The organism is Parapedobacter sp. SGR-10, from assembly GCF_011030405.1.
GTDB lineage: Bacteria > Bacteroidota > Bacteroidia > Sphingobacteriales > Sphingobacteriaceae > Sphingobacterium.
Genome location: NZ_JAAJTJ010000019.1, coordinates 1 through 17,696 on the forward strand (window position 1 = coordinate 1; position 17,696 = coordinate 17,696).

The window sequence follows — 17,696 nt, forward strand, 5'->3', positions numbered from 1 at the left end:
TCAAATAGTATATGTGTATTATAAAAAACACACTATTTTAAATTTTGTTCGGGTCGGGAAAGCTTTTTTTCGAACAGAAAGAAAACCGTCCCCAACAGCAATATACCTATAGCCAACCATGTTCCGCGACCTGCAAACAACAAGCTCGAATAGAGCAGATAGACCGAACTGATACAGAATATAAGAGGCAATATGGGATAAAGCGGCACCTTAAAAGGTCGATGTACACGAGGCTCTTTATAACGCAACACAAAGAGAGCCAATCCCGTACAAAAGATAAAAAACCAAAATATAGGTGCAGTAAAATCCACCATAGACTGAAAGCCACTCCGAGCAAAAGACCCTACGATGATTAACGCCGTCGCTACCACACCCTGCACCAAAAGTGCATTCACCGGAGTAGATGTAGCTGCCGTCCATCTCCCCATAAAAGAGAAAGCTGGAAAGTCCCTTCCCAACGCATGGTTGGTTCGCGCTCCGGTAAATATCGTCGCATTCGTCGATGTCAAGGCCGCCAAAATAACCAACAAACCTATAAAAACCGCTCCCCGGTCGCCCATCGCAACACGCATGACATCCACGGCAACAGCCTCAGATTGGGCCATCCCGTCTATCCCCAGCACATATAGATAAGCCAAATTAATCAGAAGATATATCCCCGTGATCAAGAGGATGCTGATGATCATTACACGAGCCATCTTTTTGCTTCCACCCCGCATTTCGGCCGAGATATACCCCGCCTCATTCCATCCGCCGAAGGTGAGCAGCACCATGATCAAAGCCACTCCAATGGCCGGAGAAGTACCATCTGCTTCTTGGACAGGAATAACCTCTGCCGACGTCTCAGGAGAAGCCATCAATACCCCTGTAAGGATTAGGATCAGCAAACCGACAAATTGTAGTGCAACAAGAAATTTTTGGGTAGCTGTACCGACACGTACACCAATAATATTGACTACAGTAAGAGTCACCACCACGCCCCCTGCATAAATTGAAGAAGAATAAGGCCCAATAGAGCGAAGTTCGCTCATATAGTCTCCCACAATAAAAGCCAACAAAGCAATAGAGCCTGTCTGGATAATGCTCATTCGTGCCCACGCAAAAAGAAATGCAAAACGTCGCCCAAATGCACGGTGTAAAAAGTGGTAGTCTCCGCCAGTATTGGGAAATGTAGTGGCCAACTCTGCGTAGCACATCGCTCCGATCAACGATACGATGCCTCCCACAAACCATACCGTAAGAAACAACTCCCAACTACCTGTATTGGATGCCACGATAGAAGGTGTCCGGAATATGCCCGCACCGACCACGATGCCCACAATGACGACGATGGCGTCGGTTACACTCAACACCTGCTTCGGTGTATCTACTTTTTTTGCTGATTCAACATACGCAAGGCTGTCTGTACTATTTTTCCTATCGTAAATTACAGTATCGGCTAGATTTTTCGATTTCTCCATAGACACGATTTTTGAACGGTTCTATGTAAAAAGACAAAAAAAGAAGAAATTGTTTTTGAAGATGCTAATTAACAATGTATTACACGATTTTTTCAAAATTCGCAACTTTGGAAAAGTTAAAAAAGAGCTATAAGCCAAACAACCTTTCCAAATGATGGTAGCCAATCCCAAAATAAGCTTTCAAAGACTGTAATTTTTCACTGATTTCAGCCTGTTTGGTGGAAGAAACTGATTTTTTGGTTGCGATGATCATCGCATTCTTTGGGGTATGCATATCTGAGACAAACTGTACGACCTTTGTCTGATAGCCGTGATATTCGAGCAACAAAGCGCGCACACCATCGGTCAACATCTCGGCATGCCGTTCCAAGAAAATCCCGTGCTTTGTCATGAAATCGAGATCATTTTTCGGTCTGTTTTTTTTGATTTCTTTCCGAATCTGCTTATGGCAGCAAGGAGCGACAACAATCATGCTGGCCTCGTTTGCGATCCCCTTAAAAATAGCATCGTCTGTAGCCGTGTCGCAGGCATGCAAAGCAATCAGCACATCCAAGGAGGAAGTCGGCACATAATCTTCAATTGTGCCCTGCCGAAAGACCAACTTATCCATTTGTGATCTGACCGCAACATCATTACACAGATCGACCAGATCCTGCCGGTATTCGATCCCTTCTATCCTAGCTTCCTTTTTCAATTCATTGTTGAGAAAGTCGTACAATGCAAAGGTCAGGTAGCCCTTTCCTGCACCCATATCGACAATGTGCAATTCTTCCTTTTGAGGCAATTCCTCCAGAACCTTGCTTAGTATTTCGATATAATGGTTGATCTGCTTCCATTTGTCCTGCGCGTTTTTGTACACTTTCCCATCCGCATCCGTCAATCGAAGTTCTTGTAGATAACGTTTATTCTCCGCACCGATCTTCCGTTCTTTTTGATGGTCGTGGGTTAGCGAATGGGATTTTTTTGCTGTGGGAGCATCGGACCGAAGTATCCATTTGCCGTTTTTTTGCATTTGGCAGCTGAGGTTTTCCTTCTCGGTAAAGAGTGTCCCGGCACCAAAATTATCTTCACGCAGCAATTCTGTCAATAAATTCAGGCCTTCCTCCACAGTATGGTTTTTGGTAATGTCCCGACGTTGATAGCGATAAACGAAAGACAATTTCAACGCTCGCTTGATCATAACAGGTTTTATATAGATGTTTTTCAGTTCCGCTTCGCTTCCCCTATAATTGCCCAGAGATAATTTGATAAAACCATCATTATCCAGACTTTGCCTTACCCGATCCAAAAACTGCTGATTTGTCGCCATAGGGCAAAGATAAGAATAAAATATATTCGTAAATTTGTCTCAATATGCACAATCCGAATATTAAAGCCGTATTTTTCGATATAGACGGTACACTACTCAGTTTCAAGACACACGAAGTGTCTGCCTCCACAGAAGAAGCTATTGCACAACTACAAGCCAAAGGTATCAAGACGATCCTGTCCACAGGCCGTTCGATCAACAGTATTGACCATGTCAGGTACTTGAATTTTGATGGTTACATCACGTTCAATGGTGGGTATTGTGTCACACAAGAAGGACATATTTTGCTCCGTAAGACGTTGGATCCCGGAGATATACAATCCGTATTGAATTATGCTTGTCAACAGCCTTTGAGTTTTTCGTTTATGTCCGAAAAAGAAATCACCATACATGATGTGACCCCCGAGATCGCCGGAATGTATGCTCACCTCAACCTTCCTGTTCCCAAACTGGTGGACATCAACAATGTGGACACGAGCAGCATCCTACAGACCAATATCTTCCTCGGACCAGATGACGAGGAGGAGTTTATGAAGAATATCATGCCTAATTCTGTTGCTTCACGATGGACACCATTATTTGCCGATGTCAATCCCAAAGGGCAAAGTAAAAAGGTTGGTATTGATGTTTTTTGCGAGCAGTTCGGTATAAACATAGCCGAAACGATGGCTTTTGGCGATGGTGGAAATGATATTACCATGTTGAAACACGTACGGACGGGTATTGCCATGGGCAATGCCAATCCCGAAGTCAAGCAAATTGCCGACTTCATTACGGACGATGTGGACAACGATGGGATATGGAATGCGTTGAAACATTTTAAGGTGCTCTAAATCTATGAGCCACAAAAGCACCAAGGTACAAAGAAAAAAATCTTGGTGCCTTTAACTCGATTTTTATACAGGGCAACCGCATCAAAAATAAGCCCCAGAGGGGCGAACCTTAGGGTAACCGCAAGCAAACCCACACCCAAGCTCCATAGAGCCTGTTCCGATTATCGGAAAGCGACCATACCGTAAGGTCATCCCTATGGGATTTGATATAGAGATGACAGCTTTTTTACCGAAAGGGCATGCCTACGGCATTTTCCATGGCTGTAATATGACCTATATCATACGATCGCTTCCATTGTACATCCCACTTTGTTAAGGTTTTGTGTTTTGATGCGGTTGCCCTAATTTTTATATAGACGAGGCACACGTCACAGGCGTGCACCAGCGAATCTGCGGGACAAAAAAACGCAGCCCCCTCTATCAGCTTAACGGAAAATTAACATATAATTCATATACTCCTCACGAATGAGCCTTATCTTTGATACAAACAAAAATTAAAATAAAATGATCAAAGATTTAGAAATTTTAAATTTGGATCTCATCCTGGAGTTAGCCGAATGGCTGTACGATGGGGATGACAAACTGGTAGTGGAGGACTAACCGTCCACCAGCTACTTACTTAAATTGATTCTATACCCAAGCTTACGCATACTCCTCATATCTATACCATATACCCCAAAATCTTCCAACCTTCTCGACATATTTTCATTATACCCTACGCCGGCAACTACTGGCTAATTGCAGGTATACGAGAGTGTCTAAAAAGGTCTGAAAAACCGTTTAATACTGTCATTCTGAGGCTTGCTGACTGCGTAGCAGGCATCAGGGACGTGTTGGTGGCTGTGGGGCTGATGCAACATTGAATCTAAAGACTTGAATATCTGCATAGTTTATAGATCCCTCCAAAGTCGGGATAACAAAATTACTAGGCTTTTACCACTTTTTAGACACGCTAATATCGCATGTGCTTCCCCTCTCCCAGCCCTCTACTGCCATGGTAAGTATGAATCGTATTAAAATAAAAAAGATGAAGTAGACAAGAAAAAATAGTGCACTCCAAGGGAGTCGAACCCCTAACCTTCTGATCCGTAGTCAGATGCTCTATCCAATTGAGCTAGGAGTGCAATATTTCAAAGAAAAGCGGACTTCATACAGACCGTTTTTGTGCCACAAATATCTATACATTTTTTCGTTTTTCAAATAATTTCGTGCATTTTGCTCGCTCCACGAACAAATTAATTCGTATATTGTTCATATCAATATACTTAGTGCCTGTTTTAAATTTATACGTACACATGGAAAGAACCGTAAAGACCAGCAAGATACGCATCGGAGATATCAGTATCTCCTATTACATCAAAGAAGCAACAAACGAAACAGATCACAAAACCATTCTTTTTATCCATGGCTTTCCTTTCAACAAAAACTCCTGGCGTCCCCAATTGGAGGCACTTGCCGATGATATCAAGGGTATTGCGATAGATGTAAGGGGGCATGGGTTAAGTACAATGGGACACGGATTCTTGAGTATAGACGTATTTGCTAAGGATCTGAAGGTTTTTATCGAAAAACTCCAATTGGATCGGGTCATTTTGTGCGGTGTATCCATGGGTGGATATATCGCTTTGAGAGCGTATGAACTATTTCCCGAAAAGATTGCCGGATTGATTTTGTGCGACACACATCACAAAGCCGATAACAACATAGCCAAACAAAAAAGGTTTGACAGCATACAGGCCATATTGAGACATGGAAGGAGACCATTTGCCATAGGGTTCATGAGCAACCTCTTCTCCCAAAAATCCCTAGAAGAACTTCCGGACACAGTCGAATTCATAAAAAGCAGTATCCGTAGGAACAGTATTCACGGTATCTGTGCGACCTTACTCGCCTTGGCTTCACGAACAGACAGCGCCCATATACTCCCAACCATCCAAGTGCCTGCTTTGCTGATCCGAGGAGCGGAAGATAAGATTACTGCCAAGGAATACATGCAAGAATTGCACCAGACGATTCCACAATCGGATTATATAGAAATAGAAGAATGTGGGCATTTGCCCAACCTGGAGAACCCCGAGGCCTTCAATAAGCTGATGAATAGTTTTTTATTAAAGATAACTTAAAAAATTAGATTTTAAACCGATTTGGTCAACACCAATTCCGAAAAATTTGATTTTGCAATAGTGTAACCTCTTTCTATTAGATCTGTCGAACGGTCAAAGTCCCATATATTAGCAATATTGTGTGGGATATCAATAATATAATCCGGTCTATACAAATTTACTGTAAGCGTTGCCAACCTTCTTCGCATCATCAGATAGGACTCTTGTAAGATTCCTATAGCATTCATCCTGCTATAGGGCCGAGCAGCCTGCATCTCCGGGTACCCATCCAAATTGACGGCGACAACAATATTGTCTCTATGCTGAACATGATTGACGGGTAAAGGATTGAGTACTCCTCCATCGACCAAAAAACTATCTTCCGTATCTACACCTTTGAAGACAGCCGGTATAGCTATGGAAGCACGAATAGCCTTATACAAACTTCCCTGCCTAAAAACGATCTCTTTGTCGTGTGCTAGATCCGTAGCTACTGCTGTATAACTGACACCCAAATTCTCAATCATCTCATCTTCAAAGACATCCTGCAACGTATTGAACACCCGCTCACCTTTTAAGAAACCAAATCTGGGGTCAGAAAAATCCATTAATCTGAAAACCTCTCTCTTGGTCAGTCTACTCATCCACTCCTCTAGTTCGAATATCTTGCCTTTTGCAAATGCTCCTCCAACTAAAGAACCTATCGAACAACCTACGACCTCATCGATTTCATAGCCACACTCTATCAAAAAGCGGATAACACCTATATGGGCAATTCCTCTTGCACCTCCACTGCCCAAAACCAAAGAAAGCTTATTTGACTTCATAGAAAAAAATATACGGTGTAAAGATACACGTATCTACCCTATCGGCTTATTCCTTTTTACTAAATTTATATTAAATTTCAATTGCCACTAAAAAAACAAGAGCGCTTGTATAAATACAAACGCTCTTAAACCAGTATACTAAAAATACGCTTATTTTTTCAAAGCTTCTTTCGCATTGTTGAGTTTATCTTCAGCTTTTTTGCCTGCTTCTTTGGCGTCCTCTACCGCTTTTTCTGTTGCAGCACCTGCTTTTTCAGCTGTATTTTCAATAGCTTCTCCGGCATTTTTTGCGGCTTCTTTGGCTCCCTCTACGGTCGAATTGGCAGCTTCTTTCGTAGCTTCCATACCCTGATCTACACCTTCAGCTACCTTGGTACCTGCATTTTTCACAGCTTCTTTTGTATTGTTCCAAGCTGCTTCGGCTCTTTCCAAAGCTGTACGTGCCGCCTCCTCTGCTTTCTTGTCACCACTGGCAATAGCGGCATCTAAATCTTCTTTAGCTTTGTTGTAGTCTGCCTCAGCTTGTGCCAACAGCTTTTGGGAAGCTTCATCTACATGATCGACAGCATGATCCAAATGTTCGCCAACCGTAGTCAGCGTATCCTCTGTACCATTTTCGTTCTTCGTGGTTGTGTTGTTGCAGGAAGCAAAAGCCAATGCGCCTACCGCAACACCTAATAATGCAATTTTTTTCATGTTGTATGGTTTTTTTATTGTCAAAACATAGTTACAATATCTATGCCAAAGCAATAACGTAAACTAAGCGCTATATATTGTGCCTTTGGCGGCTTCCAATGTATTTTTTAGCAGACCGACAATGGTCATCAGGCCTACCCCACCTGGTACGGGCGTGATCCAAGACGCTTTTTTGGATACTTCTTCAAAATCCACGTCTCCATAGAGTTTGTAACCAGACTTCGTCTCGGTGGACGTTTCACGGTTGATGCCCACATCAATGACGATAGCGCCTTCTTTGACCATATCGGCCGTGACAAAATTCTTCCTGCCGATCGCTGCGACTACGATATCTCCACGCAGCACTTCGGCTTTCAGATCTCTGGTACGGCTATGGGTCAAGGTAACGGTACAGTTGCCCGGATTGGTATTGCGGGCCAATAAAATGCTCATTGGCGACCCCACAATATTACTACGGCCGACCACAACCGCATGCTTACCGGTCGTATCGATGCCATAGTGCTCCAGCATCAACAGGATACCGTACGGCGTAGCTGGAATGAAGCAAGGCAAATTGCGTTGCATCCTTCCCAGATTGATCGGATGAAAACCATCTACATCTTTTCGATAATCAATGGCTTCCGTAATTTTCTCAGTGTCGATATGTCTAGGTAAAGGTAATTGTACAATCAAACCGTCAATGCTTCCGTCTTTGTTTATTTCGTGTATCTTGGCAATCAATTCATCTTCCGTAATGCTCTCGTCATAACGAATATTGGTCGAATCGAATCCTACCAATTCACAATTGCGCATTTTGCTGGCGACATATGTTTCGCTTCCTCCGTCATTACCTACCAGAATAGCCACCAAATGTGGTTTTCGTCCCGCAGAAGCTGTAAATTCGGCAGCCTCCCTTTTAATATCTTCTTTGATCTTTGCAGAGACTTCTTTTCCGTCTAATATATTCATAGCATTTATGTATTGAGGGTAAGGGCGAAAAATCTTTCGCCCCTACATAACATTCTCTAATCTAGCTTCAGCACCGCCATAAACGCCGATTGCGGGATTTCCACATTACCGACCTGGCGCATACGTTTTTTACCTTTCTTCTGTTTTTCCAATAGCTTACGCTTACGCGAAATATCCCCGCCGTAACATTTGGCCGTCACATCCTTGCGGAGCGCCGAAATTGTCTCACGTGCGATGATCTTGGCACCTATCGATGCTTGGATACGGATCTCAAATTGCTGACGTGGCAGCAGTTCCTTTAATTTCTCACAGATCTTTTTGCCAAAGTCATAGGCATTGCTACGATGAATCAAAGAGGACAGGGCATCGACAGGTTCATCGTTCAAGCGGATATCCAACTTGACCAGATCCGAGGTACGGTAACCGATCTGATGGTAGTCAAAGGACGCATATCCCTTGGAAATGGTCTTTAACTTGTCGTAAAAATCAAATACAATCTCGCCCATCGGCATTTCAAAGACCAGTTCCACACGATCCGAAGTCAAATAAGACTGATTGATAATTGTTCCGCGCTTCTGTATACACAACGACATGACCGGCCCGACAAACTCGGCTTTGGTAATGATATTGGCCTTGATATACGGCTCTTCAATAGAATCCAGTTTACTCGGATCCGGCAGGTCCGAAGGATTGTGCACAATGACTTCTTCTTGGTTTTTCGTGAGGAAAGCACGGTAGGATACGTTCGGCACCGTCGTAATGACCGTCATGTCAAACTCACGTTCCAACCGCTCCTGTATGATTTCCATGTGTAGCATACCGAGGAAGCCACAACGGAAACCAAAGCCTAACGCCGCCGAAGATTCGGGTTCAAAAACGAGTGAAGCGTCGTTCAATTGCAAACGATGCATAGACTCCCGCAATTCCTCAAAATCTTCTGTATCTACCGGATAGATACCCGCAAATACCATAGGCTTTACCTCTTCAAATCCCTGTATAGCTTCTGTACATGGCCTGTCTTTGTGGGTAATCGTGTCCCCTACCTTGACTTCCCTTGCTTCTTTAATTCCCGAAATGATATAGCCTACATCCCCGGTTTTGATGACGTCCTTGGGTACTTGGTTCAACTTTAAAGTCCCCACTTCGTCTGCAAAATACTCTTTGCCCGTAGCAACGAACTTTACGCGATCGCCTTTTCGAATTTCACCGTTTTCTACTTTAAAGTAAGCCATAATCCCCCGGAAAGAATTGAATACAGAGTCAAATATCAGGGCTTGCAAGGGTGCATCCGGATCCCCAACAGGTGCAGGGATACGCTCTACAATAGCATCCAATATATCTGGAATTCCCATTCCGGTCTTGCCGGAGGCGGGTATAATCTCTTCACGCTTACCGCCGATCAGTTCGATGATCTGATCTTTGACCTCCTCGGGCATAGCTCCCGGCAGGTCCATTTTGTTGAGGATAGGGATAATTTCCAAATCATGCTCCAACGCCAGATACAGATTCGAAATAGTTTGTGCCTGTATGCCTTGTGAAGCATCTACGATCAATAATGCTCCTTCACATGCTGCAATTGAACGAGATACTTCATAAGAAAAATCGACGTGCCCCGGGGTATCAATTAGGTTCAGAATATACTGTTGTCCATCTTTCATAAACTCCATCTGGATGGCATGGCTCTTGATCGTGATACCACGCTCACGTTCCAGATCCATATTATCCAAAAGCTGGGCCTGTGCCTCACGTTTGGAAATGGTGTTTGTATATTCCAATAATCGGTCGGCCAGGGTACTTTTACCATGGTCGATGTGCGCGATGATACAAAAATTGCGTATATGCTTCATACAGGGGTGTTGCCACTATTTTAAACGGCAAACTTAGATAAATTATCCTTTATATGCAATATAATTCAGTTGCATATAAAGGATATTTATTGATCTCTCCTCTGCCTTTGAACATCAACTTTACAGCGGAAATATACTGTATTTTACCCGAAGATTTTTCAGCAAAGATTAGAATAAAACCTCTAAGGTTTGAAAACCTTAGAGGTTTAGTAAAATACAACGCTGTACACCAAGAATAATAAAAAAATAAATCACCGATGCTCCCTATACCGTATCTTACGCAATGTAGAAAAATCAGCATGCATATCTTTGTCGGCTATCTTAAGATAATCGGTATAGCTTTGCTGCAATTGAGCCAATTGGTCAAAAGTCCTTATCCCGACAAGCGCACTGCACACAACAGGTTTTTCCAAACAATATTTTAAAGCAATCGCCTGTTTGCCAACCCCATACTTATCACCAAGATGAGTTACCAAACCCTTGACCACCTGTACTTCCTCAATGTTGTGATCTAAATAAGATTTATCAACGACCTTGTCCAATAGCAGACCTTGAGCCATTGCTCCTCTGGCGACAATACTTACGCTATGCTTTTCAAACTCATCAAAAAATTCTTCGGGTCGGGTATCCAAGAGACTATACTGCATCATATCGGATACTATACCGGATTGCTGTAGGTATGCCGTGAACACATTGGGCCGAATAGACGATATACCGTAACAACGGATCTTGCCCTGTTGCACCAACAGCTCAAAGGTTTCCATGACTTCTTCAAAATTGTCCTCACAGGTACCGCCGTGCAATTGGTACAGGTCGATATAATCTGTTTGCAGTCTCTGCAATGAATCCTCTACCGACCGTAGGATATGCGCCTTGGAGGGATTCCACGTCCAACCTTCTTTGCCCTCTTCCCATTGGTTGCCTACTTTTGTCGCAAGAACAATTTTTTTACGGACACCTCTTAAGGCTTTACCGATCAAAGATTCGTTGGCACCACGACCATACAGGTCTGCCGTATCAAAATAATTAATACCCAATTCCAGTGCCCCACTAATAATCCGGGTAGCAGAGGACGGATCATCTTCGGGCAAAGACATACAGCCCAAGCCTATTTCCGACACCGAGAGTTCCGAATTCCCTACTTTGTTATACCGCATCGGATTTTATGATATCCAGCAGTTCTATTTCAAAGATCAGTGTACTGAAAGCCGGTATACTTCCCGTTTCCCTTTCGCCGTAGGCAAGATGATACGGAATATACAATTTGTATTTCGAGCCTACTTTCATCAATGGAACAGCGACTTTCCAGCCTTCGATCACTTGATCGAGCCTCAAGTTGATAGGCTCGTCACGGTCGTAAGAGCTATCAAATTTTTCGCCATCGATCAGATAGCCCGCATAATGTACTTTGACCTCATCTGTAGGCTGTGGCTGACTGCCTTCACCTTGTACCAATACTTCGTACAGCACGCCCTCAGGGGTAGATTTCACGGCAGGATTGGATTTTAGTGCAGCTAAAAATTCTTCTCCCGGTTTCTTAAGTTCGGCATTCCGCTTTTCCATAGCTGCTTGGAAGCTGTTTTGGATGATTGTCGCAACATCTTCTTCTACAAGCAATGGCTGCTGGCCTTGATAAACGGCTTCCAATCCTTTGGAAAGTGTATTCAGGTCGACCTCGAAACCACTGGATTTCAACGACCGTGCAATATCCATCCCCAAGGCATAGGACAATGAATCCGAACTGTTCTTCAAGAGGATGGGGTTCGTAGTTGCATTCGTTTTTGATGGTGTCTTTTTCACGGTTTTCTTCGCCGTCTGTGCTTGGGATAGCGAGACAGAAAAAACGGCCATTGTGACCAAAAGGTATAGCTTACTATGCTTCATTATTTGTGGTTATTTACAATATTTTCTACTATGCTAAATGTATTGTCAGGATAATCGATTTCGATACGATCACTTGCGTTCAGCCATAATTCGATTTCGAACTCGTATTTTCTTTTCAGACTCTTGATGACCGGCACACCCATATCCTGCAAGGCCGCTGCGTTCAGATGTTGTTCATATTGGTTTTTCATCGGAATAGCCAATAACTTTTTACGTAGATATAAGGCTTCTGCGGGAGTTTCGAACCCAGCTCCACACAATACCCCTTCCGATGCCGCCATGCTTTTGACAAATGCAGCACTGTCAATGGGGTTGATCGTGATATTCTTCAATGTGATAGGTCTGGTGTTATGCTTGGAAAACACTTCCCATCTGACATCCCTAAACTTGGACAGATGCTTGAGCAAATGTGCATCATCATAAGCAGGTAGATATACGGTATAGTGCCCTTCACGGGTAGGCTCAATATGACGAATTTCGTGACGGATTACAGGCGTGAATATAGAACGGTGGTAAGATTTAAAATGAAAACCGTAGCCTGTTGTGACTGGAGCATAATTCTTCATGATGAACTTGCCCATCATATCACTTTCTTCGGGTTTGGGACTATCCGGATGTAGGGCACCTATCTGATGGCTGAGGCCAATACAAGGAATGTCCCTCGTATGACATGCCCAGGCTGTGATAGGTTCAAAGTCATTCAGGACGAGGTCATATTTTTCTACCGGTACACTATTGATCTCTTGAATAAATTTACGGATGGTAGAGCTCATGAAGGTCTTCCAGAAATCAACCCCCCCAGACTTGCCGAAGATAAAACTCATGCCATGAAAACGATATTTTATCTCGAAGGGCAACACAATATCGGCCTGTATCCCACTGATCAACACATCGACTTCACCAAGCTGTTGTAGACAAGGGATAATGTCCATCGCACGACATAAATGCCCGTTTCCGGTTCCCTGTATGGCATAGAGTATTTTCATCTCAGAATTTGCTTCCGAAAGTAGCAATTATTTGTGTAAGTACGAAAAAGATGATGTTAAATAAAAATTAATTATATTTACTGAAATAAACCTTGCATGATGAAGACAATAAAGCTCTCCCTCTTTTTGTCCGGTATTTTGCTGCTCTGTGCTTCATGGGGATTCTATGCGCACAAGAAGATCAACGAGACAGCTGTATTTCTACTACCGACAGAGATGTCTGCCTTTTACAAACCCCACATCACGACCATCACCGAACGGGCAACCGATGCGGATAAAAGATGCTACGTAGACACTGCCGAAGCACCTCGCCATTACATCGATCTCGATCGCTATGGACAAGAAGCCGATTCCATCCCTATTCACTGGTCGAAAGCTAAGGAAAAGTATACCGAAAGAAAGTTATTGCTGACCGGAATCGTCCCTTGGCAAATTTGGCGGTCATACCAAAGTCTAGTCCAAGCCTTTACCAAGAAAGACATTAGCTTGATTATCAAACACAGTGCCGACATAGGACACTATATAGCCGATGCTCATGTCCCCTTACACACGACGAGCAATTACAACGGGCAGCAGACCAATCAGGTCGGCATACATGCCTTTTGGGAAACACGGTTGCCCGAAATGTTCATCACGCAATATGATCTATTTATAGGCCCCGCCATCTATATACATGATCCATTAGAGCAAGGCTGGAAGATCGTCAAAGAAAGCCATGCTCTGGTAGATTCTGTCTTGAATATCGAAAAATCACTTTCCGTACAATTCAAGGAGACGGAGCGCAAAACGTATTTGACACGCAACAATCAGCTCGTATTAAGCTATTCGGACAAGTATACCAATGCCTACCATGAGGCTCTCGACGGTATGGTAGAAAGACGGCTAAGGGCTTCCATACTACAGGTTGCCTCTTATTGGTATTCGGCATGGATCGACGCCGGACAGCCCAGACTAACGGATTTTTCTCTTCAAAGTATGGCCGTAGAAGAGCCTATCCCCTACGAAGGACAAAAACCTCTGGGGAGAGAAGAATGGCATTAGCAGGCCGAACAACAAAGGATCAATGCCTTGACTGCTTGCGTACGAGTAACAAAAACCCTTTGCGTACGATCGGCTTTTCATTGTTTTTCATCCCCTTAAAGGTATAGAAATAGGTTCCGTCAGAAATATTATCCGGGACGACCCAGTCATTTTTATAATCTGCCGAATAGAATATACGTTGCCCAAATCTATTGATGATCTCCAGTTCGACATGATCGAACTTATATGTGCCCAATACCCGGAAAGTATCGTTTTTGCCATCTCCATTAGGGGTAATCGTATTGGGTAAGAAAAAACCCAGCACCTCTATATTTATCGTAGCTTCCTCTGACTCATTCCCGTTTTTGTCCCGAATGGTATATTTCAGCACATCGTAGCCGGTATAATCCAAATGTGGCCTATACTCGAATATACCATTACCCAGATCATAGATATCGCCATATCGGGGATATGAGGTGATACGGATACTTTCCCTCAACAGTTCGCTATATTCCACATAGTCATTTTCGTAAGACTTGAGTTGTACCCGGAAATTGTAGCCTACCTTATAGTGATCTTCGACGGCAACGGGGATCGTCCGCAAAATTGTTATTTTTACTTCGGTATCCGGACTGCTCAACCGGCTACGATCCGAAAACCGATAGACAAAACGGTCTTCGCCATGTACAAAATTATCCGTAGGCACGTATAGGATTTTACCGTCCTGCACGGTCACCGATCCCAGCGAGGGCTGTGAGACGATCTCGAGCGAACCCATATCCAAACTGCTCGATCCGACGAGATCATTGGCCAGCACATCAAACAGTCCGTTGTTACCCTGATAGGTCACAAAGACATCTTCCACTCCGGTGGGAGCCCTGGCCAGCCTGGTGACTGTAGGAAGATCATCTTCAAAAGTCTGTCCGCTCAGATCTGTGAGCAGATTGCCGTATTTTTGATCTTTTCCCCATAATGTTGCCGTATTCTGTACCTGTCCATTGCTGATGTCATCTGCTGTGATGATGTATTCGAGTTGGTAACTTTGCGTCTGGTTGGAAATCACTGATGGAGCAACCATGTGGTTTTCACTGGAAATCTTCGCATCATTGATCTGAATCTCTTCTACAGCAATATCTCCCGCATGCTGTATATCGAACTGGTACACGATCTTATCACCTATTGTAAACTGTCCATTCTCCCCCGTACCTGTATTGACAACTTTCTTGACCATCGCAAAAACAGGCTTCTGATCCACATCTATGCGGGTCGGCCTATCATTGTCAAAACCTGTTCCCGATACATCTTTGACATCAAACCCACGCGGGTTCGTCCCGAAGACCAAAGCCGTATTCTCGACATATTTGCGCGCCACATCAGCCGCGGTAATCGTATAGCGGTAGATGATCTCGGTTTCTTCGTTAGGTTCCAAGGCAATGGCAGGTGGGGCCAGTACTCCCGGAAGGAGCATCTTATCCTCGACAGAGATATTTCTGACCCGTACAAAGCCTATATTCCGGATAGTAAAGGTGTACTCTAGCTGTTCCCCCTCTTCCTGGAAACCCGAGCCGTTGCTGTCCAGATGACGCACGGTCTTCAAAAGTGCCAATTGGCCTCGTTCCTCGTAAGGTTCGAGCAAGAACACCTCCCGGTCTTCTTTTATATTGTTGCATGCACCGCCACATTCTTCTGCTGCCGTACCGGGCACAGCAATATCCGGGTCGGACGAGGTGGCATCGGGATCTGTAAAGCCCACAGGACGCACAACGCCCGCCGTAGCCAACACATAGCCATATACCTCACCCGGCACCGAAACTCCTGTCGTAGCCTGGATATGATAGGTTAGGCTACAGCCATTGGGCAAATCCAATACAGCACGAAGCTTATTGAAATTCACCGGAGGGCTGATGATTGAACTTCCACAATTTGAATCGCTGTTCACACCGATAATATAAAATCCCTGCGGCAGATCGTACTCAAACTTAGCTCCCACAGCATCGGAAGGGCCATTGTTCCTCACCACAACGGTATAATTGACCACATCCCCCAATTCAATGGTATCCTTGTCTGCTGTCACGCTGACAACCTCGAGATCGGCTATTTCGACCGTAATATTTTCTTCTTTGACCTCCTGCATATCCGCAGCATAGGACCAGGTATCCATCGCCCGTTCGTTTCCAAAGCTAAACTGCCCATAATTCCCATTATAGCTGTTCCCATATATGGCATAGAGTTCCTGATCCGCTGCGATCGTATCCTTCGGTGCTGCTCTGCTATTCGCCCGATAACTCCCCCACTTATGCCCATTAATATCACTCCTGATCCCTTCGAGATTAACCAATGGATTAGTTTCTTCTCCCGGCGATCCGGGCGTAATCGCACTATCATCCCAACGTACCTTCGCATATTCTTTGGGCGTATCATCCAGGTTCATACGCTCGATAAGTATCCCCTGTGGATTGATCTCCATATCGAAATAGGGAAAATGGATCTCCCCTTCCACCAATGCGACGGAAATGGAAATGGGGTAATTACCCACAGGCAGATAATTCCCGGCACTGTCCAAACCATCCCATTTCATACGTATCGGTCCTGTGATATCGTGCACGTCTGCTATAAGCCGCTTCTTTGGAAAAAAGGGAGCACCCGATTTCGGTGCAATAATCACTTCGTATCGTCCTTGATAGTTGGTTTCAAACTCCACAAAAGCACCTTTCGCCGTCACATAGTTCTTGTTCCCCTCCGGACAGGAAACAGAAATATTCTGAATCTCTGCAATCTGGGTTTGCCGATAAAGCCAGGTACTGCCACCGGGAACCGTACCCGTACTTGAGCTGGGCATGGTCACATCGGGAAAGGTATAAAACATCTTATGGGTGACGTGTTGCTCACCATCATCCGGCTCGTTAGGATTATGATAGATTATATCCGTATTTCTATGCGCAGTGCCTATGCCTTTATTCGAACTTTTATAAGAGGGATTGCCGTCTGCATCCAAAATACCCGAACTATTCACAAAATAAAAGAAATTGATGCCATTGCTCCCATTCCCATCGACCCGGTAAATATACCCGTCTTTCGTGAGCACATAATTTTGGCCATAGAATGCCTCTTCACTCTTTTTCCAATCACTTACCCGCACATACAGATTCAGAACATGTGTAAATACTCTTCCTTTGACCCACTCCGTTTCCGCCTCATTCCGCACCGATATATCCCATGCGGCGATAAAAAAACTCACATCCTGTTGTATCCAATCGGCATCTGCCCGTTGGTTTGCCGGAGGGCTATCTTGAGTGGTCCTAGTCTCACCTTGTTCTTTCCGCGTAGGCATGAACTCCACTTTCCATATTCCCTCTTGTCCGGGCAAGACTTTCCTTACATAAGGAGTGTACCCCACACCCGGCCCACCTAATTCCGATACACGATTCGGGATATGCCCTTCTTGGGTCGTATAAACCGCACCATCGGGTGCTCTCAAGATGATATGACCATTCCCGATCCCTTGTGCACTGGATGCTACCGCAACCGTCTCTCCCTCACGCACATAGACATAGTGAGCCGCTGAATTAAATAAAACATTACTAGCTCTTGCAGTCCTGGAGATAAGAAAAGCCCGGTTTCCCTCTACATCAGAGGGATACATATCCTTAGAACCATCCGCATAAGCCCTCACCGTGCCTCCAAAAGCAATGAGCAGAAAGAGAAATATTCTTGCAGGGAATATCATATTTAGCTATCATAATTGTCTAAACAAATATAATATTTTTTCTTATTTTTCAATATA

General features: G+C 44.1%; 13 protein-coding genes and 1 tRNA gene. 3 read left to right on the forward strand and 11 right to left on the reverse strand.

Annotated elements, in window-relative coordinates; all coding sequences use genetic code 11:
* Positions 1–32: 32 nt before the first annotated feature.
* Both G5B00_RS12925 and G5B00_RS12930 read right to left on the reverse strand, forming a co-directional pair.
* Positions 33–1,460: an APC family permease gene (locus G5B00_RS12925; protein ID WP_163875997.1), complete on the reverse strand. Its 1,428-nt coding sequence runs from the start codon at positions 1,458–1,460 to the stop codon at positions 33–35.
* A gap of 127 nt (positions 1,461–1,587) precedes the next feature.
* Positions 1,588–2,769, reverse strand: a complete 1,182-nt coding sequence (locus tag G5B00_RS12930; protein ID WP_163875999.1) for a class I SAM-dependent methyltransferase — start codon at positions 2,767–2,769, stop codon at positions 1,588–1,590.
* Between the two features lie 44 nt (positions 2,770–2,813).
* On the opposite strand from G5B00_RS12930, the gene G5B00_RS12935 reads away from it, so the two are divergent.
* Positions 2,814–3,602, forward strand: coding sequence for a Cof-type HAD-IIB family hydrolase (locus tag G5B00_RS12935; RefSeq protein WP_163876003.1), 789 nt, complete (start codon positions 2,814–2,816; stop codon positions 3,600–3,602).
* 1,050 nt (positions 3,603–4,652) lie between these two features.
* Here G5B00_RS12935 and G5B00_RS12940 read toward each other — a convergent pair.
* Positions 4,653–4,726 (reverse strand) — tRNA-Arg (locus tag G5B00_RS12940).
* 171 nt (positions 4,727–4,897) lie between these two features.
* On the opposite strand from G5B00_RS12940, the gene G5B00_RS12945 reads away from it, so the two are divergent.
* Positions 4,898–5,725, forward strand: coding sequence for an alpha/beta fold hydrolase (locus G5B00_RS12945; protein WP_163876006.1), 828 nt, complete (start codon positions 4,898–4,900; stop codon positions 5,723–5,725).
* Positions 5,726–5,736: 11 nt separating this feature from the next.
* Here G5B00_RS12945 and G5B00_RS12950 read toward each other — a convergent pair whose 3' ends face one another.
* The 7 genes from G5B00_RS12950 to G5B00_RS12980 all read right to left on the reverse strand — a co-directional run bounded on the left by G5B00_RS12950 (position 5,737) and on the right by G5B00_RS12980 (position 12,892).
* Positions 5,737–6,531: a patatin-like phospholipase family protein gene (locus G5B00_RS12950; RefSeq protein ID WP_163876009.1), complete on the reverse strand. Its 795-nt coding sequence runs from the start codon at positions 6,529–6,531 to the stop codon at positions 5,737–5,739.
* A 150-nt stretch (positions 6,532–6,681) separates the two neighbouring features.
* The gene (locus G5B00_RS12955) at positions 6,682–7,227 is read right to left on the reverse strand and encodes a hypothetical protein (RefSeq protein ID WP_163876012.1); all 546 of its coding nucleotides are present in this window, start codon (positions 7,225–7,227) and stop codon (positions 6,682–6,684) included.
* A 63-nt stretch (positions 7,228–7,290) separates the two neighbouring features.
* A complete protein-coding gene (locus G5B00_RS12960) occupies positions 7,291–8,175 on the reverse strand; it encodes a bifunctional 5,10-methylenetetrahydrofolate dehydrogenase/5,10-methenyltetrahydrofolate cyclohydrolase (RefSeq protein WP_163876015.1) in 885 nt (294 codons plus the stop codon).
* A 56-nt stretch (positions 8,176–8,231) separates the two neighbouring features.
* On the reverse strand, positions 8,232–10,022 hold the full coding sequence (gene lepA / locus G5B00_RS12965; protein WP_163876018.1) for a translation elongation factor 4: 1,791 nt from the start codon (positions 10,020–10,022) through the stop codon (positions 8,232–8,234).
* 251 nt (positions 10,023–10,273) lie between these two features.
* Positions 10,274–11,179 (reverse strand): aldo/keto reductase, encoded by a 906-nt coding sequence (locus G5B00_RS12970; protein ID WP_163876021.1) that lies wholly within the window; start codon positions 11,177–11,179, stop codon positions 10,274–10,276.
* Positions 11,169–11,906, reverse strand: a complete 738-nt coding sequence (locus G5B00_RS12975; RefSeq protein ID WP_163876024.1) for an FKBP-type peptidyl-prolyl cis-trans isomerase — start codon at positions 11,904–11,906, stop codon at positions 11,169–11,171. The genes G5B00_RS12970 and G5B00_RS12975 overlap by 11 nt, the downstream gene beginning before the upstream one ends.
* On the reverse strand, positions 11,906–12,892 hold the full coding sequence (locus G5B00_RS12980) for a glycosyltransferase family protein (protein ID WP_163876025.1): 987 nt from the start codon (positions 12,890–12,892) through the stop codon (positions 11,906–11,908). The genes G5B00_RS12975 and G5B00_RS12980 overlap by 1 nt, the downstream gene beginning before the upstream one ends.
* A 96-nt stretch (positions 12,893–12,988) precedes the next feature.
* Here G5B00_RS12980 and G5B00_RS12985 point away from each other — a divergent pair, with 96 nt between their 5' ends.
* A complete protein-coding gene (locus G5B00_RS12985; RefSeq protein WP_205966850.1) occupies positions 12,989–13,933 on the forward strand; it encodes a zinc dependent phospholipase C family protein in 945 nt (314 codons plus the stop codon).
* A gap of 19 nt (positions 13,934–13,952) precedes the next feature.
* On the opposite strand, the gene G5B00_RS12990 is transcribed toward G5B00_RS12985, so the two are convergent.
* Positions 13,953–17,639, reverse strand: coding sequence for a gliding motility-associated C-terminal domain-containing protein (locus G5B00_RS12990; RefSeq protein ID WP_163876028.1), 3,687 nt, complete (start codon positions 17,637–17,639; stop codon positions 13,953–13,955).
* Between the last annotated feature and the right edge of the window lie 57 nt (positions 17,640–17,696).